General features: G+C 63.1%; 19 protein-coding genes. 8 read left to right on the top strand and 11 right to left on the bottom strand.

Going from position 1 to position 22,485, the window contains the following annotated elements; all coding sequences use genetic code 11:
- Nucleotides 1-105: 105 nt before the first annotated feature.
- Genes ABDV78_RS11575 through ABDV78_RS11585 form a run of 3 tightly spaced genes read left to right on the top strand, consistent with a single transcriptional unit; the run spans nt 106 to nt 5,763 of the window.
- Nucleotides 106-1,242: an efflux RND transporter periplasmic adaptor subunit gene (locus tag ABDV78_RS11575; RefSeq protein WP_343527576.1), complete on the top strand. Its 1,137-nt coding sequence runs from the start codon at nt 106-108 to the stop codon at nt 1,240-1,242.
- Between the two features lie 5 nt (nt 1,243-1,247).
- Nucleotides 1,248-4,340 carry an efflux RND transporter permease subunit gene (locus tag ABDV78_RS11580; RefSeq protein ID WP_343527577.1) on the top strand — a complete coding sequence of 1,031 codons (3,093 nt, stop codon included), beginning with the start codon at nt 1,248-1,250 and terminating at the stop codon, nt 4,338-4,340.
- Nucleotides 4,333-5,763, top strand: a complete 1,431-nt coding sequence (locus tag ABDV78_RS11585) for a TolC family protein (protein ID WP_343527578.1) — start codon at nt 4,333-4,335, stop codon at nt 5,761-5,763. Before ABDV78_RS11580 ends, ABDV78_RS11585 begins: the two co-directional genes overlap by 8 nt.
- Before the next feature lie 107 nt (nt 5,764-5,870).
- Here ABDV78_RS11585 and ABDV78_RS11590 read toward each other — a convergent pair whose 3' ends face one another.
- From ABDV78_RS11590 to ABDV78_RS11635, 10 genes are all read right to left on the bottom strand, one after another.
- Nucleotides 5,871-6,176, bottom strand: a complete 306-nt coding sequence (locus ABDV78_RS11590) for a GFA family protein (RefSeq protein ID WP_343527579.1) — start codon at nt 6,174-6,176, stop codon at nt 5,871-5,873.
- 195 nt (nt 6,177-6,371) lie between these two features.
- Complete coding sequence (locus ABDV78_RS11595) at nt 6,372-6,581, bottom strand: hypothetical protein (RefSeq protein WP_343527580.1); 210 nt, start codon at nt 6,579-6,581, stop codon at nt 6,372-6,374.
- Between the two features lie 22 nt (nt 6,582-6,603).
- Nucleotides 6,604-6,762 (bottom strand): hypothetical protein, encoded by a 159-nt coding sequence (locus ABDV78_RS11600; RefSeq protein WP_343527581.1) that lies wholly within the window; start codon nt 6,760-6,762, stop codon nt 6,604-6,606.
- Between the two features lie 8 nt (nt 6,763-6,770).
- Nucleotides 6,771-7,073, bottom strand: coding sequence for a PhzF family phenazine biosynthesis protein (locus ABDV78_RS11605; RefSeq protein ID WP_343527582.1), 303 nt, complete (start codon nt 7,071-7,073; stop codon nt 6,771-6,773).
- Between the two features lie 51 nt (nt 7,074-7,124).
- Nucleotides 7,125-8,699 carry a hypothetical protein gene (locus tag ABDV78_RS11610; protein ID WP_343527583.1) on the bottom strand — a complete coding sequence of 525 codons (1,575 nt, stop codon included), beginning with the start codon at nt 8,697-8,699 and terminating at the stop codon, nt 7,125-7,127.
- A complete protein-coding gene (locus ABDV78_RS11615) occupies nt 8,696-10,300 on the bottom strand; it encodes a long-chain-fatty-acid--CoA ligase (protein ID WP_343527584.1) in 1,605 nt (534 codons plus the stop codon). Before ABDV78_RS11615 ends, ABDV78_RS11610 begins: the two co-directional genes overlap by 4 nt.
- Nucleotides 10,301-10,304: 4 nt before the next feature.
- Nucleotides 10,305-11,849 (bottom strand): hypothetical protein, encoded by a 1,545-nt coding sequence (locus ABDV78_RS11620; RefSeq protein ID WP_343527585.1) that lies wholly within the window; start codon nt 11,847-11,849, stop codon nt 10,305-10,307.
- A gap of 30 nt (nt 11,850-11,879) precedes the next feature.
- Nucleotides 11,880-14,687 (bottom strand): TonB-dependent receptor, encoded by a 2,808-nt coding sequence (locus tag ABDV78_RS11625; protein ID WP_343527587.1) that lies wholly within the window; start codon nt 14,685-14,687, stop codon nt 11,880-11,882.
- A 431-nt stretch (nt 14,688-15,118) separates the two neighbouring features.
- Nucleotides 15,119-15,811 carry a TetR/AcrR family transcriptional regulator gene (locus tag ABDV78_RS11630; RefSeq protein ID WP_343527588.1) on the bottom strand — a complete coding sequence of 231 codons (693 nt, stop codon included), beginning with the start codon at nt 15,809-15,811 and terminating at the stop codon, nt 15,119-15,121.
- Nucleotides 15,812-16,189: 378 nt separating this feature from the next.
- Nucleotides 16,190-17,095, bottom strand: coding sequence for a LysR family transcriptional regulator (locus tag ABDV78_RS11635; protein WP_343527589.1), 906 nt, complete (start codon nt 17,093-17,095; stop codon nt 16,190-16,192).
- A 91-nt stretch (nt 17,096-17,186) separates the two neighbouring features.
- Between ABDV78_RS11635 and ABDV78_RS11640 the strand changes: the two genes are divergently transcribed.
- The 4 genes from ABDV78_RS11640 (at nt 17,187) to ABDV78_RS11655 (ending at nt 20,073) form a co-directional block, all read left to right on the top strand.
- Complete coding sequence (locus ABDV78_RS11640; RefSeq protein ID WP_343527590.1) at nt 17,187-18,050, top strand: aldo/keto reductase family oxidoreductase; 864 nt, start codon at nt 17,187-17,189, stop codon at nt 18,048-18,050.
- Nucleotides 18,051-18,339: 289 nt separating this feature from the next.
- Nucleotides 18,340-18,711: a DUF4383 domain-containing protein gene (locus tag ABDV78_RS11645; protein WP_343527592.1), complete on the top strand. Its 372-nt coding sequence runs from the start codon at nt 18,340-18,342 to the stop codon at nt 18,709-18,711.
- Nucleotides 18,708-19,778: a hypothetical protein gene (locus ABDV78_RS11650; protein WP_343527593.1), complete on the top strand. Its 1,071-nt coding sequence runs from the start codon at nt 18,708-18,710 to the stop codon at nt 19,776-19,778. Before ABDV78_RS11645 ends, ABDV78_RS11650 begins: the two co-directional genes overlap by 4 nt.
- 16 nt (nt 19,779-19,794) lie before the next feature.
- Nucleotides 19,795-20,073, top strand: coding sequence for a hypothetical protein (locus tag ABDV78_RS11655; RefSeq protein ID WP_343527594.1), 279 nt, complete (start codon nt 19,795-19,797; stop codon nt 20,071-20,073).
- Here the strand turns inward: ABDV78_RS11655 and ABDV78_RS11660 are convergent.
- On the bottom strand, nt 20,001-21,590 hold the full coding sequence (locus ABDV78_RS11660; protein ID WP_343527595.1) for an FAD-binding oxidoreductase: 1,590 nt from the start codon (nt 21,588-21,590) through the stop codon (nt 20,001-20,003). The genes ABDV78_RS11655 and ABDV78_RS11660 overlap by 73 nt on opposite strands.
- 142 nt (nt 21,591-21,732) lie before the next feature.
- Between ABDV78_RS11660 and ABDV78_RS11665 the strand changes: the two genes are divergently transcribed.
- Nucleotides 21,733-22,299, top strand: a complete 567-nt coding sequence (locus ABDV78_RS11665; RefSeq protein WP_343527596.1) for a DUF3617 domain-containing protein — start codon at nt 21,733-21,735, stop codon at nt 22,297-22,299.
- Nucleotides 22,300-22,485 lie beyond the last annotated feature (186 nt).

Genomic DNA, 22,485 nt, shown 5'->3' on the forward strand with positions numbered 1-22,485 from the left:
GCCTCGTCAAATTTTTTGAGAACCAATCTCAAAAACCCCTTTACCTCAACAATGGTTGAGGTTCTATAGGGGGGGCTTTCCAGATTTATAACGGGGAGCAGTTTCTTGAACGATGCGACGGAAAGGACGGGCGACAGCCCGTTCTTGTCATGGCGTCAGGCGTTGATCGCACTGGCAATCGTCGGCCTGATATTCGGGCTTTTCTTCGGATGGCGTTCGCTACGCGAGAGCATTCCGTCCCAGGCGGCACCACCGGCGGTCGCGGTTGTCGCTACGGCGGTGACCCCCCGTGAGGTGCCAATCGCCCTCGAAGCAATCGGCTCGCTCCGCGCGGTGCAGGAAGTGACGCTTGCCCCGGAAGTTGCCGGTCGCGTCACGGCCATCGCCTTTCGACCCGGTGCGCACGTATCGCGCGGCACTGCGCTAGTACAGCTCTACGATGCGCCGGAGCAGGCCGACCGCGCCGCCGCGCTCGCGCGGGTGAGGCTTGCCGCCGCCCAGCTTGCCCGCACCCGCTTCCTGGTACCCGGCGGCGCGGAATCGCAGGAGGTGCTGCAACAGCGTCAAGCCGAGCATGACCAGGCCGCCGCCGCCGTGCGCCAACTCGACGCGCGGATCGCGCAAAAGCGCATCATCGCGCCTTTGAGTGGGCAGCTCGGTGTCCGCAGGATCAATCTGGGGCAGTATCTCAACCCCGGCGATCCCGTCGCCACGCTGACCGCGATCGATCAGCTCCACGCCGATTTCACCGTTCCCCAGCAGGACCTGGGCAAGCTCAGAGTCGGCGCGACCGTGCGCCTTGCCTCCGACGCTTGGCCAGGCCGCACCTTTTCCGGTCGGGTAACGACGATCGAACCGCGCATCGGTGAGGACAGCCGCAACGTCCTAGTGCAGGCGCTCGTCACCAACGCCGACGGGACACTGCGCCCGGGAATGTATGTGACCTCAGCGCTCGAACTTCCGCCACAGCCCAATGCGCTCGTGGTTCCCGCGACCGCGATCCAGACATCGGCATCCGGTGACAGCGTGACCGTGATCCGGGGCCGTGAACCAAGCAGGGCCGGCAAGGCGGAAATCGTACCGGTCTTGACCGGACGCAGGATCGGCAATTCCGTCATTGTGACCAAAGGCATCAGGCCAGGCGACGTGGTTGTAACCGAGGGACAATTGCGCGTGCAGCCAGGTGCCCAGGTGCGCGTCGTCCGGCTGGTCCCGGCGATGATTCCGGCGACGGAAGAGTAACTGCCATGCGCTTTACCGATCTCTTCATCCGCCGCCCGATTCTGTCGACCGTCGTCAGTCTGCTGATCCTGCTGGTCGGCGGGGCCTCGCTGGTCCTGCTTCAGGTGCGCGAGTATCCCGAGATGCAGAGTGCAACGATCGTCGTCGACACGGCCTATCCGGGCGCGACGCAGGACGTGATGCAAGGCTTCGTCACCACGCCGATCGCGCAGGCGATCGCGACGGCCAGTGGCATCGAATATCTCACCTCGACCTCCACCCAGGGACGCAGCCAGATCAAGGCCAAGCTGGTGCTCAATGCCGATGCCGACCGATCGATGACCGAAGTGCTGGCCAAGGTGCAGCAGGTGAAGTTCCGCCTGCCGCCCGGCGCCACAGATCCCGTTATCACCAAGATCACCGACGGCGCCTCGGAAATCCAGTATGTCGCCTTCACGAGCGACACGCTGTCAATCCCGCAGATCACCGATTTCGTGTCCCGTGTCGCGCAGCCACTGATCACGGCTGTACCCGGTGTCGCATCGGTGAACATAATGGGCGGCCAGACGCTGGCGATGCGCATCTGGCTCGATCCCGACAAGCTCGCCGCGCGCGGCCTGTCCGCCGCCGATGTGGCGCAGGCGTTGCGCAGCAACAATGTGCAGTCAGCGCCGGGCCAGTTGAAGGGCAGTGACACCGCCATCAACATTACCGCGGCGAGCGATCTGCGAAGTGTCGACGAATTCCGCGACATGGTGCTGAAGTCCGCCGCCGACGGTATCGTCCGACTGCGGGATGTCGCGACGGTGGAACTGGGCGGCCAGAATTACGACGCCAGCGCCCTGCGCAACGGCCATACCACCGTCTATGTCGCAATCGCTCCGACACCGGACGGCAACCCGCTGACGATCGTGAAGGCGGTGAACGATTTGCTGCCGCGTATCCAGCGTGTCGCCCCGCCAGGCGTCACTGTCGTAAACCAGTTCGATGTTGCGCACTTCGTCAACGCCTCGATCGAGGAGGTGATCCACACGCTGGTCGAGGCGATCGTCATCGTCGTGATCGTGATCTTCCTGTTCCTTGGGTCGCTGCGCGCGGTCATCATTCCGGTCGTGACCATACCGCTGTCGCTGATCGGCACGGCGGCTCTGATGCTGGCCTTCGGCTTCTCGCTCAACCTGCTTACCCTGCTGGCGATGGTGCTGGCGATCGGGCTGGTCGTCGACGACGCGATCGTCGTGGTCGAGAATATCCATCGCCATATCGAGGAAGGGCTGTCGCCGTTCCGGGCGGCGATACAGGGTGCGCGAGAGATCGTCGGGCCGGTGATCGCAATGACGATCACGCTGGCGGCGGTCTATACGCCGATCGGCCTGATGGGCGGGCTCACCGGGGCATTGTTCCGCGAGTTCGCCTTCACGCTGGCGGGATCGGTGATCGTCTCGGGTGTGATCGCGCTCACCCTGTCGCCGATGATGAGCCGGTATCTGCTCAACGCTAAACTGACCGAAGGGCGGATGTCCCAAGCGATCGAGCACAATATGGCGCGGATCACAGCGGGTTACGACCGATTACTTGGGCGTACCCTCGCGGCGCGCGGCGCGGTCTTACTGCTGGGTGTGGCGGTGCTGGCTGGGATCGTCCTGTTGTTCGCGGGCGCGCGGCGCGAACTCGCACCGCAGGAGGATCAGGGCTATGTCTATGTCCAGACCAAGGGCCCGCAATATGCCAACATCGAATATACGGCGCGCTATGCCCGCGCCGTGGAAGCGATGTTCCGGTCGTTGCCCGAATATACCGGCTCCTTCTTCGGCAACGGCATGGACGGGCTGAACAACGGGTTCGGCGGCGTCATCCTGAAGGAGTGGGGAAAGCGCGCACGCAACGCCGACGCCATTCAGGCCGAACTCAATGGAAAGGGCGGCGGTATCACCGGCGTCTATGCCACCGCGTTCCAGCCCGCGCCCCTGCCCGCCGGCAGCGGCGGGCTCCCGGTGCAGATGGTGATCCGCTCACCAGACGATTTCCCGGCGCTCTATCGCGCGCTGGAGGGAATCAAGGGCGCGGCTTGGGGCAGCGGCCTGTTCGTCTTCGTCGACAGCGACCTCGCCTTCGACAGCCCGGAGGCGCATATCGCGATCGACCGTGCCAAGGCAGGCCAGATGGGAGTCTCCATGGCGGCGATCGCCGACACGCTCGCAACCCTTGTCGGAGAGAATTACGTCAACCGCTTCAACTGGCACGACCGGTCCTATGATGTAATCGCGCAGGTCCCGCGCAACCGGCGAGTGACGCCCGACAATCTGGGGCGCTTCTATGTGAAGGCCGCTTCCGGTGCGCAGGTGCCGCTCGCCACATTGGTCAGCATCGACATGCGCCCGCAGGCCAACCGGCTGCCGCAGTTCAACCAGATGAACGCAGCAACGCTGTCGGCGGTGCTTGCGCCGGGCGTCACCATGGGTGAGGCGGTGGCCTTCCTCCAGGCGCAGCCGCTGCCGCCCGGTATGACGATCGACTGGCTTTCGGACAGTCGGCAATATGTTCACGAGGGCAACCGGCTGACGATCAGCTTCGGTTTCGCGCTAGTCGTGATCTTTCTCGTGCTGGCCGCGCAGTTCGAGAGTTTCCGGGATCCGCTGGTCATCCTGGTGACGGTCCCGCTCGCTATCTGCGGTGCGCTGCTGCCCCTCTATCTCGGTTATGCGACCCTCAACATCTATACGCAGATCGGACTGGTGACGCTGATCGGCCTGATCTCGAAACACGGCATATTGATGGTGTCGTTCGCCAACGAGATTCAGCACCATGAGGGGCTGGAACGCATCGCCGCGATCCGCAAGGCAGCCGCGATCCGTATGCGGCCGGTGCTGATGACCACTGCGGCGATGGTGGCCGGCCTGGTGCCTCTGCTGTTCGCCAGCGGTGCGGGGGCGGCAAGCCGCTTCGCGATCGGCATCGTCGTGGTCATAGGAATGCTGATCGGCACACTGTTCACCCTGTTCGTATTGCCGACCATCTACAGCTTCGTCGCGCGAGACCACGGCGCGGCGACCGAGGAAGAACAGGCACGCCGAAACGAAGAAGGCCAGATCGAAGAGGGAGGGATCGCACATGCGTAAGGCCAATCCGTGCGCGGCGACCCTGCCGCTGTTGCTCGCCGCCTGCGCGGTGGGACCGGACTATCGCCCGCCCGCCATTCCGACAGCTTCCGCCGGAGGAAATTTTGTCTCGGCCCCATCCGGTACGGATTCCCATCCGGCACAGGATCGGTGGTGGCGGCTCTATGACGATCCGGCACTCGACCGCCTGGTCGGACAGGCGTTCGCCGCCAATACCGACTTGCGGGTCGCCGCCGCCAATCTGGCGCGCGCGCAAGCGGTTCTGCGAGAAGCGGCAGCTGGCCGCCTTCCCTCTACAAGCCTGGGCGGGGGCATCTCCCATGGCAATGTTGTTCCCGGACAGGGCGGCGGTGGCGATGCCCAATGGTCGTATAATGCGACGCTGAACGTCGCATGGGAAGTCGATCTGTCCGGCCGTCTCCGTCGCTCGATCGAGGCCGCCCGCGGCGACGCACAGGCGAGCGAGGCAGCACGCGACCGGGTCGCGGTGACGATCGCGGCAGAGACAACGCGCGCCTATGCCGATGCCTGCGCGCTCGCCCAGGCGGAGGCGGTGGCGCGCCGTTCGATCGGCATCGCGCAACAGGGGCTGGACCTGACACAAACGCGCAAAGGAGCGGGTGCCGCGACCCAGTTCGATGTCGAGCGATCGGCAACCGCACTGGCCGAGGCGCGGGCAACCCTACCCGCCCTCACGGGCAGGCGGCAAATACGTCTGTTCGAACTCGCGGCGCTGCTCGGGCTGCCGCCGGCGCAGGTGCCTGAGGATGCGAGGCGGTGCGTTGCACCACCTGCGCCGGTCGCCGCCATCCCAGTGGGTGATGGCGCGGCACTGCTCGCACGCCGGCCGGACGTACGCGAGGCCGAGCGGCAACTAGCGGCCGACACCGCGCGGATCGGGGTAGCCAGTGCCGATCTGTACCCGCGCATCTCGCTTGGTGGATCGGGCGGGTTTTTCCGTAACGATCAGGTGAAGGGCAGCGACTCGTTCAGCTTCTTCATCGGCCCGCTACTTTCATGGAGCTTCCCCAATATGGCGGTAGCACGCGCACGCATCGCGCAAGCGGAGGCGCAGACGCATAGCTCGCTGGCTCGATTCGATGGTGTCGTGCTGACCGCGCTCAAGGAGGTCGACCAGGCGCTTGCCGCCTATGCCGCCGCCGGGCAGCGCTCCGAGGCATTGGGCGAAGCCGTGCGCCGCGCTGACAGCGCCTACCAGCTCGCCGACCGGCGTTATCGGGCCGGGGCGATTTCCTTCCTCGAACTGCTCGACAGCCAGCGCCAGCTCGTGAGCAACGAGAGTGCGCGGAGCGAGGCGATCCAAACGCTCGGCTCTGCGCGCGTTGATCTGTTCAAGGCACTGGGAGGAGGATGGCAATCCGTGCCTATGGACGCGGCGTCGCGAAGCGCGCCAGCGCAGTGAGCAGTCAAGCGGCTGGCGAGGCGGTAAGAGGCCGCTCCGCCAGCCGCCGCCGGTGAATTACGCGCGAGGTCCCGGCCACTCCGCTTGCGCATCGTCGCATACGATGGTCAGCTCGCGCCTTCGGTCGCACGGACCGGAAGAAGACTGAGATCGAATTCGTCGAGGCAGAAAATGTTGACGCCGAAATGATCCGGTACGGCCCGCTTGCGGTGGAAGACATAGATGCCGCAACACCGGCAGAAATAGTGTTTCGCCCGGCGACTGTTCCATTCGTAGAGGGTCAGCAGCTTTTGCCCCTGACAGATGAGCAACGCTGCTTCTGGTATCTTTACCACCACTGCATTCCGCTGGACGCAGAGCGAGCAATCGCAGGTGGTGAGTTCCTCAATGGGGCAGGCCAGGGTGAAACGCACGCTGCCGCAGTGACATGAGCCCGAATGATCAGACGGGGTCATGCCGCTTTTTCTTGACCAAGTCCGATCAGGGCGTGGGCGACGATCACGCTAAGCGCGTGGCCGCCATGAACCACCTTCTACCCGACCGGCGCGACGTCATGCCCCACCTCCTGCACTTTGGCGATCGACGCGTCACATGCGAAGTCGAGACGATTAAAATCCACCTGCAAGCCAACCGCCCGCCGTGACGACATTGCCATGGGCCACGACGGGCAGCTTGAGCATGGTGACACCGCCCTCGATAACCCAGGATATGGTCGCAAGTTCGGCACAGGCGGGAGACTCGTCTATCGGGTCCAAGCTCGCGAGCAGCGTGGCACCGGCGGCTACCCTGCGGGCCAGGGTGCCTGTGCCGATCGGCATAGGCTCGACCGCCCCCCGGAAATCAAGCGGCCGCCAGCGCCGCACGATTACCCCGTTCGTCGGCGAAACCTCTCTTGGGCGCGGTGGCCTTCGCCGCCCCGCTCTGTAGGCACAGACCGTAGGAGATCGTCGCGCCGACAAACGAGCCCCATGTGTTGAACCCCTCAAAAGTCTGGATCACGGCCTGCATCACCCGCCGCTTCGGCCGGAAAATAGCGTGCGTGCGTTGCCCGCGACCCACACCTGCCCTTCTTCGTCCCGAGACACATGGATACGCCCGATCCGCCCCAGTCGCGTGCCCTGCGCCGCGATATAGGCGCCCTGCACCCGACCGCTGTCGAAGAGCCACTGGCCGATCGAGGCGTTGAGGCTGCCGGTGATCGGGTCCTCGACCAGCCGACCATGCGCGTCGCTGAAAAAGGCGCGGACCTCGAACGCGATATCGTTGCCCGGCGCGTGAGGACCGACGACGGGGCACCTCTCTGGAGCCAAACGGCACCCGCCGTCGTCGCCACGCTCCGATCGAGCGCGAACCGGCTATGCTCATAGGCCCAGCAGGCCGCGCACCTTTCTTCCAATCTGATTGACCGAGGGAGAGATGTTGCCGATCTGCTCCGTCGTAAGGGCATCGAGGATCGTCAGGGCCTTCGAAAAACCGCTCACTTGCTGAAATGCAAAATCGGGATCGATCCGGTTGATGCCGCCATTCGGCAATTCCTGGCACAGATAGTCCGGCCCCGGGACCAGCGAGATCGAGGGTATGCCGCACTGATACAGCGGGGCGCCTTCCCCCAGAAAGACGCTGCTCAGCCGCGGCGCAACCGTCAAGCTGCGCAACTTAGAGCGCCCCTGCACCGACGCCCGGTAAATCTGCTCCATGACCGGGTTGGTCGTATAGACGATCTCGCGCTCCAACCGTCCAGTCGGTTGCGGTTGCCGCACTTGACCCTGGTCCTTCCATTCGAGGCATCCCAGATGCTCGAGCGTCAGCCCGGCAACGGCGCGCGCGTGCCCCGCCTTTCCGTCCCACAATTCTCGATGGCGCTGCAGCCAGGCCAGCGTCGCCTGCCCGTGTCCTTTTACGATCTGGGGAATCTGAAAATGTCCGGTCGAAAACACGAAGACGACAGAGCGCCGTCTCTCCCGCCGCTGCAGATGGGCCTGGGCCAAGGCAAGCAATCCGGCTGCGCCATTCTCCTCGCACGCATTCGGCCCATCGGTGTGGGTGTTGACAATGATCGTCTCGTCCCGAACGCGCCCGGGCAGGACAGCGTGGATGCTATCGGTTTCTGCGATCTCAACCGCTGCCTCGAGTACCAGCGTTGCCGATCTTCCCCCCTGTCCTGCATCCCGCAACCGGGCCTCCTGATCGCTTGCCACCCACAAGGCGGGAATATCCGCATAGGGCGTGGTGAACGGGAGCACCTGACCTCGAGCCAGTTCTTCCGACATTCCATCGAACAGACAAATCACGCCGCGAATGCCCGCCGCGCGAGCGCGAGGCAGGAAGATCGTTGTCAATGGCCCCAGAAGGGGTAGTGCCTCGCCTTCAGCGAAATCGGACTTCTCATCGGGCAGGCGCGATTTCCGCTCGAACATCATCCACGCTTTGAATCGTGTGAGATCGAAGGGTTTCACGGGAAGTACCGCAATCCGATCGCGGGCTTTTGAAAAATCCTTTGGCGGTTCATCGAACCAGACAAGCTCTCCGCTGATCCCTGCGGACGATGTCCGGCCCGAATAGGGATAAGCCGCGGCGACGGGAATGGCCGTCCCGTTATCCAGGGTCAGGCTGGTCCGCTTCGGCGTCCAGCGCTGGATGCGATGGGTTTGGCGCTGTGCGGAAAGTCCGAGCGCTTCCAGTTCCGTGGCGATGTAATCCACCGCACGCTGATGCGCTGGGCTGGCGGTAAGACGCGGTCCGAAGGCGTTCAGCCGCTCGATGTGCTGCCATAGCTTGGCCGCCTCGGGCACAGGATAGGAAGTGTCCACCGACGGAAGCGGCGCGAGACGGCGATTCTGGATCAGGTGGCATCCACCAAGCGCGGCGACACCGGTTAGCCCGCCACACAGCAAGGTCCGGCGGCCGATCCCAGTGCCTGACGTCTCGCGCGTCATAGCGATCCGGCACCCGCTCGGAGGCGCAGAAGCTTCTTGTCGACTTTGCCGACGCTCGTCCGCGGCATTGCGTCGAGGCGAACGATATGTTCCGGGATAGCGTAGCGGCTTAGCCGCCCCTCTGCGGCTTCCCGGCGCAACGCCTCACTCGTTCGGACGGGATCAAAGGCATCCGTCGCAACCACGAAGGCGAACGGCCTCTCGCCCCATTTCTGGTCTGGCACACCGATCACTGCAGCCTCGCTGATCTCATCCTGTGTCGCCAGCAGGGTCTCCAGCGCGACCGAGGATACCCATTCCCCTCCGCTTTTGATGACATCCTTCAGCCTATCGACGATATGCAATGCGCCTTCGGCGTCGGTTGAGGCGACGTCCCCGGTGTGCAGCCAGCCGCCTGCCCAAAGACCGTCCGACGCGACGGGATCCGAATAGCCCTGAGTTAACCATGGCGCCCGTACGAGCAGTTCGTTGCCGTTGCCCGGGTCAACGCGCGCATAAGTGAGGGGAATGGGAAAGCCGGCGCGGGAGAGTTGTGCGGTCGTGCCACCTTTCCCACCCCTGCTGTCGCCGGCACGCGCGAGCGCGATGACCGGTCCGGTTTCCGACATGCCATATCCCGCGACCGTGACGATGCCGACCTTAGCGGCGTCGCGTGCGAGACCTTCGGGAAGCGCGGCACCGCCAATGATGATCGTCCAGGGCGACAGTTGTTCGCCCGGGTTCGCATCAAGCAGCATGCGGAGAATCGTCGGCACGCAATGCGACAGAGTTACGCCCTCGCGATGGCGCAACGCCAGCAATCGGCGTGGATCGTAGCGCCCCGGATACACCTGCTTGAGCCCCAGCATCGTCGCCACATATGGCATGCCCCAGGCATGGACGTGGAACATCGGCGTCATCGGCATGTAGACGTCTGATCGACGCATCCCCTGCCCGTCAGGCTGGTTGGCCAGTGCAGAGGATAGCGCCAGCGTGTGCAAGACCAACTGCCGGTGGGTGAAAAACACCTGCTTGGGATCGCCGGTCGTACCGGTGGTATGAAAGGTGGTCGCGACCGCATTCTCGTCGAAATCGGGAAACTGGAATTGGTTGGACGCTTCGGCGAGGCCCGCTTCGTAATCGTCCTCGCCACCCGCGTCCGTCATCCGGATCGTGTCACGAATGGTTGGCAGCGCGGGCAGGAGATCGGCGCAGAGTTCATCAAAGTCGCAATTGTACAGCAGCAGCGACGCTTCTGACTGCTGCAACGTGAAGACGACCTGCTCGGGCGGGAGGCGCACATTTACCGTCTGCAGCACGGCTCCCATCATCGGGATCGCAAAATAGCACTCGAGATAGCGATGGCTGTCCCAGTCCATCACCGCCACGGTATCCCCTGGCTTGATCCCCCTGCCCGCCAGCAGCGACGCCAGCCGAGCAATTCGGTCTTCCAGGTCCTGGTAGGTCAATCGGTGAGCGCCGCTGACGATCACCGCATCGCTACCACGGGCATTGGCAAGGAGGTGGCGGATCAACAATGGATAGGAGTAAGCCTGGGCGGCCGGTGCATCAACGAAACGCGGTAACGCCGCAGATGTCCCATTGGCGGTAGACATGGTCATGCAATCACCCGATTTTCATGCAGGATGCCGAGCGGGTGCCGCTTGGACCGGAGACGGGATTGGCACCCAAGCTGGTGTCTGCCCGTCTGAGTTCCGCTATCGAGATCGTATCGATCGCCTTGATGATCTCCGCTATCATCGCGGTTTGGCGCGATGCGAGCCCCGCGTCGAGCTTGTCCATATGACCGTTCGGCGCCACACTCAGAAGATAATTGGGGCCGGCGATGCAGGCGATCATCGGGATGCCGCTTTCGTGAAAGACGCGGCCAGTCGTGTATCCGGGTGCAGCTTCGACTGCATGACGGAGCAGATCGTGCCGTTTGATCCCGTCGATCAGCAGGTCGTTGAGCGGCCCCGCGGTGGCCGGCCAGTTCATGTACTCGTTGTGGCCCGTCGCGGCATACCCCTTACCCGGGATATCGGCCCATTCACTCGCACCCAAATGCTCGATGGTGAATGCCGCCGCCGCCCGCCGCATCAGTTCGGGGTGCGCCCGCGCCCATCCCGGTGCTTCCGGGAGTGATCCGCTCATGTGGCCGGGCCAAGCCCCAAATACGAGCGTTCGGCGAAGACGCTGCCCGGCTGGCAAGCTCGCGAAATGCCGCGCCAACTCGAGCATGGCGATCGCGCCATTCTCCTCGATGAAATTCTGGCCGTCCGTATGGCTGTCGATGATCACGACCTCATCGGTTTCGCCCGGTAACACGGCGGTGATCTGCGGCACCACTCCGTCGATCCATTGTGCGTCAAGCGTGAAACGCGCCGTCCGTCCAGACCTCGCCGCCGATCGGACCCAATCCCCCTGATCTTCGCCAACGAAGAGAGCTGGCAATTGCGATTTATATGGAGAGGCGTGCGGCGAGAAATTTCCAGCGATCATCGCCGAGGATGCATCGATTATGATGACCGCCCCGGCCGCCCCCCGTGCCGCCAATTCGTCCATCTGAAAGGACGGCATCGTCCATAGCCGATGATAGGGAACGTCGAGTACATCGCTTTCGCGTTCGTCACGCAAATGAATGAAGTGCGGACGGACGATGTCATGCAACGTCTTCTGAGGCAGGCGGGCGTTGAAGACGAGGATGCTGCCCTTGGCAAAGTCCAGCATTTGCACGGGGCCTTGTGGATTGAGATCCCCAGCATAGACCAAAGGCCCCTCGACCCCTGCCGGCCCGGTCGGCTTCGAACGGACAAAATAAGCCACGTCGCGAACGCTCCGCGCGCCACCAGTTTCGAGGATGTCGAGCCCCCAACACTTCGGCTCCCAGCGCTTGTAGGCATAGCTTTCGCACGGGCCCGTTGAGAGCCCGGCCGCGCGGAACTCCCGCGCGAGCCAATCGACAAAGCGGAGATGGTTCCTGCTCCCGGGCAACCGCGGGCCGAAATCGACCATTGCCTGGTAATCTCGCCTGATCTGGTCCGGCGATGGCAGAGGTACGGGCGCACGCGACACCGGGACGAACGCCCGCCCGGCCGAACTGAGGGCAGTCGCGGAAATCGCCGCCATCAGCAAGGCGGATCGACGCGACAGGATGGAGGGAGCGGACATGGGATATCTCCGAGCAAAACCTATTGCGAGTTAAAAACTGAGATCTACGCCTGCAGTGAACTGACGACCGACGACATCGTAAAGCGCTGGATTTGTTGGCGTGAACGTCGAGAGCACACCATTGGGAGCCAGCGGCGGGTCGCGGTCAAAAACATTGTTGACGGTAAGGAACAGTCGGAAAGACTTTTCCACGCGGAATGACATGGTTGCGTCCGTATAGAACACCGGTCTAACCCTGTTGTTCTCGATCGTCACAGGCTGGATACGAGTCACGTCATACGTACCGGCGCTGATAAAGCGTTCCTGCGCAAAGAGTTCGAACGGGCCGCTCGCCCAGTTGATGTTGACCGTTGCCGACCAACGCGGGTTCGCGGTCAGCCCCACCTCACCCGCTCGATCAATCGATGTACCGCCGCTGATATCCTGCCGCTGCTCCTCGAGATAGCTCGCCACCCCGCGAACCGCCATCCTGCCGCCGAGTATTGGCGACGGCGGACGATAGCTGACCTCGAAATCGATACCCGCGGTCTTGAGACGATTGAGGTTGAGCGTCGGCGACTCGATCCGCGTGATCTGCCCGGCTGAATTGCGCAGGATATTGGTACACAGGCTGGTCGCTCCAGCGAGACACTGATCGAGCGTGATCTGCGGGGTCAGCGACGAAATCACCCCTTTCAGATCGATCTGATAATAGTCGACCGACATCGTCAGCCCGGGAACCGCGCGCGGGGTGACGACGATGCCGGCGGTGTAGGTCTTTGCCCGCTCCGGTTTCAGCGCCGCATTGCCTCGCGTCACCTGAATGATCGGCACCGTTATGCCGTTCTCGACCACGGACCCGGTATTCTGCACCGTACCGGCGAACAATTCCGGTACGTTTGGCGCGCGAATGTCTTGGGAGACCGTTCCGCGAAGCCGGACATCCTCGATCGGCTGCCACACCAGGCCTGCCTTCCATGTCGTCACGCCGCCGCTCGTGCTGTAATCGGTATAGCGGACGGCGGCGTTCAGATCGAGCGCGTGCAAGAACGGCAGGTCCCGAGCGAGTGGAACCGCAGCCTCTCCAAACACCTCCCATAGATGATAGCCGCCGGAGACCGGAGAGACGTTCGTCAGCAGATATCCACCCCGCTGGTTCTGATAGGCGGCGGGGAAACCGCGCAAGCCGGTCGCGTCGTTGACGCCCGTTGCGATGTCGTCGGACGTTTGATCGAGCTTGATCCGTCGATACTGGCCACCGGCTGCGAGAGAGACGTCACCCGCCCACGTCGCGAACGGCTGGCTACGGATCGTGAGATCCGCGACGTCCTGCTGGAAGACAGTCTGAAACGCCGCGCTCCCTTCGACATAGTTGATCGCCTCGCGCGAGGGGGCGCCCTGTCCGAAGAGATTGATCGGAATACAGCCGGGATAGAGTCCGGGATTGGTCAGCGTTGCCCGGCAGACTATGGCATTTGTCGAGGGATCCCGAACCGCATCGACCGCGGCATATAGTCGCTCGAGTATGATATTGTTATCGGTCCGGATATTGGTACGGTTCCGGCCGCGACTGAAATAGCCCTCTACTCCCAACGCCTTTCCGCCGGAGTAGCGGAAGCCTGCCTTGATGTCGGTGGTTCGGGCGTTCGCCGTCGCGTTAGCCGGGTCACCAAAATCAAAATTCACGCGCCCCATGGCAAAGGCCGGCGTGTTGGTGTTGGTGAGGACCTCCTGGACGGCCGGATTGAGAAAGGCGTTGCCGCTGTAGATGGTGAAGCCGTTGAAGCCGACCAGATTGAACTGCTGCACCTGATTATAATGGTTACGAGCCAGCGCCAGGCTCCCTTCCGCGAATATGGTGAAGGACGGCGCAAGGTCGTATTCCGCATGCATGTAATAGCTATGCGTACGAATGGCGGCAGACAGATTGCTGAATATCTGCGCGCCGTCACCCCCGACCTGTACCAGGCCGGACTGGATCGATCCTCGGGAGAACGGCACCAGGGTACCACCCGGGGCGAACTGCTGGAGTGCCAGCGGACCGCTCAGGATCAGTCCGCCGGGCGAGCCGGTCGCCGCGCGCACGTCGTCGCGAAAGATGAGTTGCCCGCGCACGGCCGGATTGCTCAGAAAGCCGGTACCCCGCCGCCCCCAGTCCCGGTCTGCCACGCTTTGGAGACCACCGACATCGAAATAAGATGCGCTCGCCACGATCCGGCCGCGGCCGTCTGCAAACCCCTGCCCGACGGTCAGGTTCACCTTGTGCGACGGAACATCGCCCTGCCCCGAAATCCCCGACTGCGCCGTCAACTTCATTCCGGTGAAGCCGGTATCGAGGACGAAGTTGACGACCCCCGCCACGGCATCCGATCCATAAGCAGCCGATGCGCCCCCGGTCACGACATCGACGCGCTTGATGAGTTGCTCGGGCAACAGATTGATGTCGGTCGAGCCGTCGCGTGCTGACGGCGCGGCGCGACGTCCGTCGACGAGGACGAGCGTTCGCTGAGGACCGAGGTTCCGAAGGTTCAGATAGCTCCCGGTGCCGGGACCTGTAGCACCCGTAAACCCCACCGCCGGCCGCGTCGAGCCGCGGAAAACCGGAAACTGATTGAGTCCTTCGGCAATGAGCCCAGGCTGCGCCTTGCTCAGCGTGTCCGCCGAAATCACTGTAACGGGCGTCGGAGCCTGCGAACCGTCGCGGATGACGCGTGACCCGGTGACGACGATGTCGGGAGTTTCAGATCTCTCCGCACTTTCCGCTACCGATTTGCCGTCAATCGGCGCGTTCTGCGCCAAAGCCGGAGCGCTCAGTGCCACGCTGGCACATGTGCATAAAAAGCAGATTTTTGCGGCCATTTGCCACCCTTTCCGCATCGGACGTCAACGCTGTGCGCCATCCGTCCCACCTCTCCAAGGCGACCAGGGTCGGCTATGGCAGATGGAAAGTCAATACTTCTTTCTTAAGAAAGAAACTTTTTAGCGAAGAATGAGGCCGCAGATTACATTCGCTCAGTATTTCAAGTATTTATCATTTACGCGAGTCATACGGGGTAGGCGCTGGTATGTCGATCCACCTTACCCCGTCAGAGACAGTTAGTCTTGATCGGATTATGGGGGTAACGCATCGGAGAAGCACGCAGCGCCCGCCGAGATCGTGCTTTTAGCGGGCGATCGCGTCCCCGTTATCGAGAAGACGCGACGAACCCGGGCTATCGGACCCCTCGCCGCTGATAAAATAATCGCGGTCGTCGGGCGCGGGCAACACCTGTTACATTGTTACCCTTAAGCTACTGTTTCGTAGTCGGATTCATGCCAAATTCGCAAAGTGCGCGGATTCCCGAGGCTGCAAAGACCGGCAGGCGATCCGCCAGCGCAGCGAAATCCTCCGAACTCACCACTCCATGCGACAGGCGATCAATCCGCCCGGTTTGCCCTAGCGAGAAGGTGAACGCGCCGGTCAGAAAATGATATCCCCAGTATAACGCTTCCCGCGGAGCGTCTGGCAAGATCCGGCCCATGTCCTCGATGAAAATGTTAGATACCTCATCGAATACTTCAGACATTAGGGAGTGCATCGCCCCCCTTGAGCTATTTACATATGCAACAATTGCCGCGTAGTGGCGATATCCCGCATCATTTTTCGCAAATTCGAAACCGGGTCGCACGAAGGCATCGATCACCCCTTCGAGCGTACCATATTTTCCATGTTGCTCGCGGTACTCATCCAGTGCACGCATTCGGGCTTCGTTGATAAGCGGGCCGCGACGACGAAACACTTCAGCAAAAAGATTCTCTTTGTCAGAAAAATAGTATCGCATGAGTGAAGTATCGACGCCTGCCGTTGCCGCAACGTCGTTCAACGTTGTGCCGTTGTAGCCCTTATATGCAAATTCCTTCTCGGCGTGATCAAGGATGTTTCTCATCGATTCCTCACGCCGTTCCTTGTTGGTACGCTTGGTGATCGTCCGCTGTGCGGCCATAGCCATTCCTCGCTGCTCGTCCCTCGCATAGCAGGGGGCTGCGACGCACTTCAATACTTTCTTTTCTAGAAAGAAGTTTTGCAGAAATGAGGGTTACGCTTCCTCCGAGATGGCGCATCTTGCTGGCGGTGCCCCTGCGGACGCTACGTTCACGCCCGCTGTTGTTTGCAAGCCATACGGTCAGATTCAATGATGGTATTGAAAAGACCATCTCGCCAATCGAAGGCCGTTGGCCAGCATCTTTGCAAGGCCATGGAACCCATGTCGGGAGCACAGCCCTGTGAGGACGCGAATTAAGATGCGCTGCATCGCTTCGACGGAAGAAGCGAATATGGCAATTGAGGCGGGCGCCGACGCCTTAGATGTTTGATCCCGGGATCAAACACCCCAATGGCGGATGAAGTCGAGGAACGCGCGCAGTGGCGGCGGTACGAGGCGACGGCCGGAATAATAGAGGAACGGGCCGGAGAAGGATTGCCACCAGTCGGGCAGCACCGGCTCCAGCGCGCCACTTGCCAGCCCAGGCCGAAGCCAATCCTCGAACAGGTGGATGATCCCACCGCCCGCCACCGCGACATCGACCAATAGATCCGTCGCTCCCGCGACACCGGCGATCAACGGGCCTGTCGGCTCGATCCGCACGATCTCGCCCGCGCGTTCGAACTCCCATGGACTGGTCAGCGCGCCACTGGTGAAACGACCTCGCAGGCAGGCATGGTCCAGCAACGCTCTCGGATGTGCCGGCCGTCCGCGTGCGTCGAGATAGGCCGGAGCCGCCGCCGTCGCGAAGCGCTGGACGCGCGGGCCGATCGGCACCGCGATCATGTCCTGCTCCAGCCGCTCGTCATAGCGAATGCCCGCATCACAGCCCGATGCGACCATATCGACAAAGCCGTCCTCGGCGACGATCTCGACCTGAATATCGGGATAGGCGGCGAGGAAGCCCGGCAGGATCATCGGCAGCACCAGCCGCGCTGCGCTGACCGGCACATTGAGCTTGAGCGTGCCCGCAGGCCGGTCGCGGAACAGGTTCACCACATCTAGCGCCGCCTCGACCTCGCCCAGCGCGGGTGCCAGCCGCTCGATCAGCCGCGTCCCCGCCTCAGTCGGCACGACGCTGCGGGTGGTGCGATGAAGCAGCCGAACGCCCAGCCGTGCCTCCAGCCGCCGCACCGCTTCGCTTAGCGTCGAGGCGCTCGATCCGACGGTGCGCGCTGCGTCGCGGAAGCCCCGCGCCTGCGCGACTGTCAGGAATGCGTTGAGATCGGCAAGATCGGCCTTCATTGTTCGATTTTCCGTACAGCCCGTGCGGATCACTCCGGCTTATCACGATGATCCGCAAGCCATATCTGGGGGCCAGCACAGGAGAAAGACGATGACCATCGACCAGGCAGGCACCTATTCCTTCGCCGGACGCGCCGTGAAGCGGCTTGGCTACGGCGCAATGCAACTCGCTGGACCGGGCGTGTTCGGCCCGCCGCGCGATCATGACGCGGCGCTCGCCGTGCTTCGCGCCGCTGTCGAGGCTGGGGTCAACCATATCGACACGAGCGACTTCTATGGCCCGCACGTCACCAACCGACTGATTCACGAAGCGCTGTCCCCGTACCCCGACGACCTGCTGATCGTCACCAAGATCGGCGCGCGGCGCGGGGACGACGCATCTTGGCTGCCCGCGTTCGCGCCCGATGAACTGGCCCGTGCGGTCGAGGACAATCTGACGAACCTCGGGCTGGAGACGCTCGACGTCGTCAATCTGCGCCTGATGTTCGATGTCCACGGGCCCGCCGAGGGATCGCTCGCCGCGCCACTGAAGGCGGTGGCGGATCTCCAGCGCCAGGGGCTGGTGCGCCATATCGGGCTCAGCAACGTGACGCCGACGCAATTCCGGGAAGCGCGTGATATCGCCGAGATCGTCTGCGTCCAGAACCAGTACAACCTCGCCCACCGCGACGACGATGCCTTTATCGACGCGCTGGCGGCGGATGGCATCGCCTATGTGCCCTTCTTCCCGCTCGGCGGGTTCAGCCCGCTCCAATCGGCGGCACTCTCCGACGTCGCGGCACGACTGGACGCGACGCCGATGCAGGTGGCGCTCGCCTGGCTGCTCCAGCGCTCGCCCAACATCCTGCTGATCCCCGGCACCTCGTCGGTCGCGCACCTCCACGAGAACCTCGCCGCAGCCTCGCTGACACTGCCCGACGACGCCGTGGCCGAGCTCAACGCGATCGGCCGGTAATCAGGCCCCACGGTTGGCGAGGACCGTATCGAGCAGCCTAGGAAAGCGCTGGTCGAATTCGGCGCGCCGATCCGAATGAGATCGTCGCCGCCGTCAGGCGAGAGCACCAAAGGTTGGAACACTCCACTACCGCTCGCTGGCGCGTGAACCGCACTTGACGTATGGCTTCCTTTCATTCGAACGAAGGGATCACACCATCAAACCGTGGGATCGTCTTGGCCAAATCCGCTACGGGAAGTCGACCATGAACAGGGTACGGGCGATTGCCGCGATATATTGTATCGGTTTCATGCTGGTGGTTGCGGTCGGCCATGTCCCGCAATTCCTTGATGCCGATGGCAATCTGTTCGGGCTGTTCAAGCTCGACCTGTATGACGACAGCCTGCACTTCTTTTCGGGCGTGTGGGCGGGCGTCGCGGCCTGGTGGTCCTACGGCGCGGCGCGGCGCTATTTCCGGTTGTTCGGCCCGCTCTACTTTGCCGATGGCGTGATGGGGCTGTTCCTGGGCAGCGGTTATCTGGACGGCGGCATCTTCCTTTATGGGCCGATCAAGCAATCGGTCGCCGTTCATATTTTCGCGAACCTGCCCCATCTGGTGATCGGCGGCGTGGCGATCTGGGTCGGGTATCGGCTGGCCAGTCGCCCCGAACCCGCGCGTTGAAGCGGCGCTGGACGCTGGCGATCGCGGTGGCGGCGCTGGTCGCAGGCGCCGTGATCGTGCCGGTCGCGTATATCGAAGGGGGTTGCCGTACGCCCCCGGCCGACCGGACAAGCGCCCTGCCCTATCGTCCGATCCTGCCGCCCACAGACCGGCGACCGCTGGCGGCGACCTTTCTTACCTATCCCGAATGGCACATCGTCTATGAGGCGGAGAGCTATGCCCGCCATCTCGACAGCGGCGCGCGGCCGAGCGCTTTCCCGTTCGGACGGCATATCGCATCCTTCTGGACCAGCTATTGCGCGGTCAACCGGCTGACCATGGGGAGCCCCACCGCGAGCGATTACAAACTGACCATCTATACCATCGGGATCAGTTACACCGCCGAACTACTCGTCAAGGCGGCCTATGAACGCACCGTCGGCCGCCTGTTCGAATGGATCAGCGGATGGACCAGCGCCGATGATCGCCACGCCGCCCTGGTCCAGCGACATTATGCCGCATTTCTACATGAAACACCGTGGTTCCGCTTTCCCTTCGGACGAGCGCTGCGGGACGAATGGCGAACCCAGGAACCGATCCAGCATGCGCGACACTGGGAACGGCGTTTCGCGCTTTCGGCTGAATATGGCGTCAAGGCGCTCTATGCGAAGGCGATCGATGCCGCGACCGGGGCGACGATGGGACAGGACAACCGGAATTTGCGCTTCGTCGCCCGCGCGAGACCGCAGGCATTGCGCTCGCTCGACCCCCGTATCATCCCGACAGGTATGACGCCGGACGGCCTGACGATCGCACAGGCTCCCCGGTACCAGCAGTTCAACGACATCTTGGCCAAGCTCGCCGAAGCACGGATCGATCTGGCCGAGGTCGCGGGCAATGGCGAGATTTTCGTGACCCTGCTCCTGCCCGCCAATGTGACGCTGCCGTACGAGGTTAGACTTTCGATGCCCATCGACCGGCCCGGATGCCGGCGGGTCGGGATCGTCGTGCCGGTACGCGGACTTACCGCAACGCTGCGGCAGGTGCGGCTCCGTGGTGGTGAGGTCGAGCACGTCTATGATTATTGAGCGAGCCCTCCGCTTCATGGCTCAGGCGGCGCTGGTCCTCGGCCTATGGATCGGCGTCATGCTTGCCATGCCGTTCGTTGGTCCGGCAGGACGACTGGTCGCGGTGGTCGGCGATGGCGCCCGGGCGGTGCGCATCGTCGCCGAGGCGGGTGGACAGGTCGTGGAGGTCCGGCGCGGCGCAACCCTCGCCCGCAGCGATACGCCCGGCTTCGTGCGGCGTCTTTACGCCAGCGGTGCGCCCGCCGTGATCGAGGGGCGCATCGCGGCGGGCTGTTTCGCGAAGAAGGGCGCATAACGCGCATACCAGCTATTGCTGAACAGACCGCGCGGATCCCAGGTGCGCTTGGCCAAGAAGAACGCGCCAATCTCGGGATAGGAACGCGCGAGCTGGGCCGGGCTATAGTGAAGCTGATAGGGCAGGAAGAACCGCCCGCCTTCGCGCAGGCACAGATCGATCAGGTCGCTGGTCAGCCGCCGCATCGCCGCCGTCCCCTGGGCCGTGGTCGGCTGGTTGAGATACAGCACCACCGAAAAGGCCGGTTCGGGCGCATAGCTCAGCGCATTGTCCTCTCGCCCAACCGCGCGGATCGAGGCGTTGACCAGATTGGCACGATCAGCCTGGAGGATCGTCCGCATCCCGTCGATGAACGGAATGATCCGGGCACGCGGCACGAAATATTCGTGGAGGATGTCGGTCTCGCCAGGCAGATTATTGGCCAGATAGGCGACCGAGTCATGCATCGGGTCGTTCCGTGTGACCAGACAGGCCTCGCCCGACCCTTGCGCCTGGGCACGCGAGATCGTGCATCGCTCGAACCGATGTTCGAGATGCTTCTCGCTCCACCATTTCACCCGCTTGAACAGGTCATTGCGCTTGGCGAGGTTGACGGTCAGCCGCCGTATCCGGGTCGCGGCGACCTCGGACAGGGCGGCGCGATCGAGCTCCTGATCCTCCGGGTGCCGGGTATAGGTATAGACCAACGCCTCGCGCAGCAGGCTGTCGGGCGCGGTCGAGAGATGGACATAGCTCAGCCCCACCGCCGGGTCGCTGGCGATCCGTCGAAACGTCTCGGGAAAGGCGCGATAGTCGATCCGCTCGCGGCCCGAACGGTAGACGTCGTTGGGCACCACATCGAGCGTCGCCGACAGGATCACCCCGAACAGGCCATAACCGCCGACGACATGGCGGAACAGTTCGGCATTTTCGGTTCGCGACGCACTCACGATCCGCCCGTCTGCGAGCATCAGCGTGATGCGGCGCAACGATCCCATCACCGCGCCTGCCCGGTGGTCCATGCCATGCGCGTTGACGCTGATCGATCCACCGACCGAGAAGATGTCGGTCGACTGCATCGCCTGGACCGCGAAACGGGGATGGATGGCGAGCTGGATCGCGTGCCAGGTCGCCCCCGCTCCCACCGTCACGGTCCGCGCAACGGGATCGAGCCGGATCGCGTCCATTCCGCGCATATCCAGTACCACGCCGCCCGCACGGAAGGCCTGCCCTCCCATCGAATGCCGCACCCCGGCCGCCGATACAGTCAACCCATGCGCGGCGGCATAGCGCAACGCGGTGGCGACATCGGCGTCGGTCCTGACCCGAACCACGCCCGCCACCGGCGTCCGGCTGAGGCAACTGGCGTCGTTGACATGGCCCCCGCGCTGCGACCAATTGGGTTCGGGGACGTTGGCGGGGTGGTGTGGCAGGGGCGGAAGCGGCGGCAGAACTGTCGTGCAATCCTTTGCATTGACCGGCCCCATCGCCATCGGTGCGATGTAAAGCGCCGATCCTCCTGCAACAAGCGCAAGCATCGACACACCGATGAGCAGATGTTGACGTTTCAGACGAAGCGCTCCTTGCTTCCAAAGATGCTTGACGGCTGCGTCGTGCATCTCTGGCTTTCCTCATGCGTATTGCTATGTTGATCGAGGTTTCACAACCAAGGAGTATTTCATGCGTTCGATGATGCTTGTTCCCCTTGCCACCTGCATGGCGCTCGCCGCCTGCGGCAAGGGCGGCGAAAGCGTGTCCATGACCAATGCCTCGATGGAGCAGGTCGCCGAGGTCCAGACGGCCAAGCTCCAGCCCGGGCAATGGGAAATGCGCATGGAGCAGATCAGCAGTGAGACGACGGGTGGATCGGGCAATTTGCCCAACATGCCCAAAATGCCCCCCAGCACGACCAAAATCTGCCTGACCGAGGCCCAGGTCAACGATCCGAAGAGCATCTTCGGTGGCGCACCGCAGATGCAGAAGAACTGCGTCTATGACTCCTTCACGATGAAGGACGGCAAGATCGACGCGAAGCTGCACTGCACCATGGGTCAGATCAAGGTCGAAGGGAGCAACACCGGCACCTTCAGCGCGACCGAGTTCACCTCGGATTCGCAAAGCACCGTCACCGGACTGCCGGGTGGGATCACGACCAAGACGCATATGAAGATGGACGGCAAGCGGCTGGGCGAGTGCCAGCCGGGCGACCTGAAGGCCGGAGACACCAAGGCTCCTACGGCCGGCTAAAGGACTGGAGCCCCGACGCGGTTCGTCATGATCTGCGGCGGGGCCGAAGGTGGAAGAGGGTGTCCCCCGTCAGCACCACTGGCACAGATTTGAGGTTGTGAGTTGAGGAGGATCTGGGCTTCGTCGCAGTGACGAAGGAACGAAGATGAAGCCCAGATCCTCCAACGTGAAATTGCCAGCGAAGGC

This window comes from Sphingomonas sp. (genome assembly GCF_039594485.1).
Taxonomy (GTDB): Bacteria; Pseudomonadota; Alphaproteobacteria; order Sphingomonadales; family Sphingomonadaceae; genus Sphingomonas.

Bases quoted from the DNA above. Each gene is read 5' to 3' on its own strand.
- ABDV78_RS11580 (WP_343527577.1), top strand. From the start codon at position 1,248: ATGCGCTTTACCGATCTCTTCATCCGCCGCCCGATTCTGTCGACCGTC.
- ABDV78_RS11595 (WP_343527580.1), bottom strand. From the start codon at position 6,581: ATGCCGATCGGCACAGGCACCCTGGCCCGCAGGGTAGCCGCCGGTGCC.
- ABDV78_RS11585 (WP_343527578.1), top strand. From the start codon at position 4,333: ATGCGTAAGGCCAATCCGTGCGCGGCGACCCTGCCGCTGTTGCTCGCC.
- ABDV78_RS11635 (WP_343527589.1), bottom strand. From the start codon at position 17,095: ATGAAGGCCGATCTTGCCGATCTCAACGCATTCCTGACAGTCGCGCAG.
- ABDV78_RS11645 (WP_343527592.1), top strand. From the start codon at position 18,340: ATGCTGGTGGTTGCGGTCGGCCATGTCCCGCAATTCCTTGATGCCGAT.
- ABDV78_RS11615 (WP_343527584.1), bottom strand. From the start codon at position 10,300: ATGACCATGTCTACCGCCAATGGGACATCTGCGGCGTTACCGCGTTTC.
- ABDV78_RS11640 (WP_343527590.1), top strand. From the start codon at position 17,187: ATGACCATCGACCAGGCAGGCACCTATTCCTTCGCCGGACGCGCCGTG.
- ABDV78_RS11625 (WP_343527587.1), bottom strand. From the start codon at position 14,687: ATGGCCGCAAAAATCTGCTTTTTATGCACATGTGCCAGCGTGGCACTG.
- ABDV78_RS11665 (WP_343527596.1), top strand. From the start codon at position 21,733: ATGCGTTCGATGATGCTTGTTCCCCTTGCCACCTGCATGGCGCTCGCC.
- ABDV78_RS11655 (WP_343527594.1), top strand. From the start codon at position 19,795: ATGGCTCAGGCGGCGCTGGTCCTCGGCCTATGGATCGGCGTCATGCTT.
- ABDV78_RS11610 (WP_343527583.1), bottom strand. From the start codon at position 8,699: ATGACGCGCGAGACGTCAGGCACTGGGATCGGCCGCCGGACCTTGCTG.
- ABDV78_RS11630 (WP_343527588.1), bottom strand. From the start codon at position 15,811: ATGGCCGCACAGCGGACGATCACCAAGCGTACCAACAAGGAACGGCGT.
- ABDV78_RS11660 (WP_343527595.1), bottom strand. From the start codon at position 21,590: ATGCTTGCGCTTGTTGCAGGAGGATCGGCGCTTTACATCGCACCGATG.
- ABDV78_RS11620 (WP_343527585.1), bottom strand. From the start codon at position 11,849: ATGTCCGCTCCCTCCATCCTGTCGCGTCGATCCGCCTTGCTGATGGCG.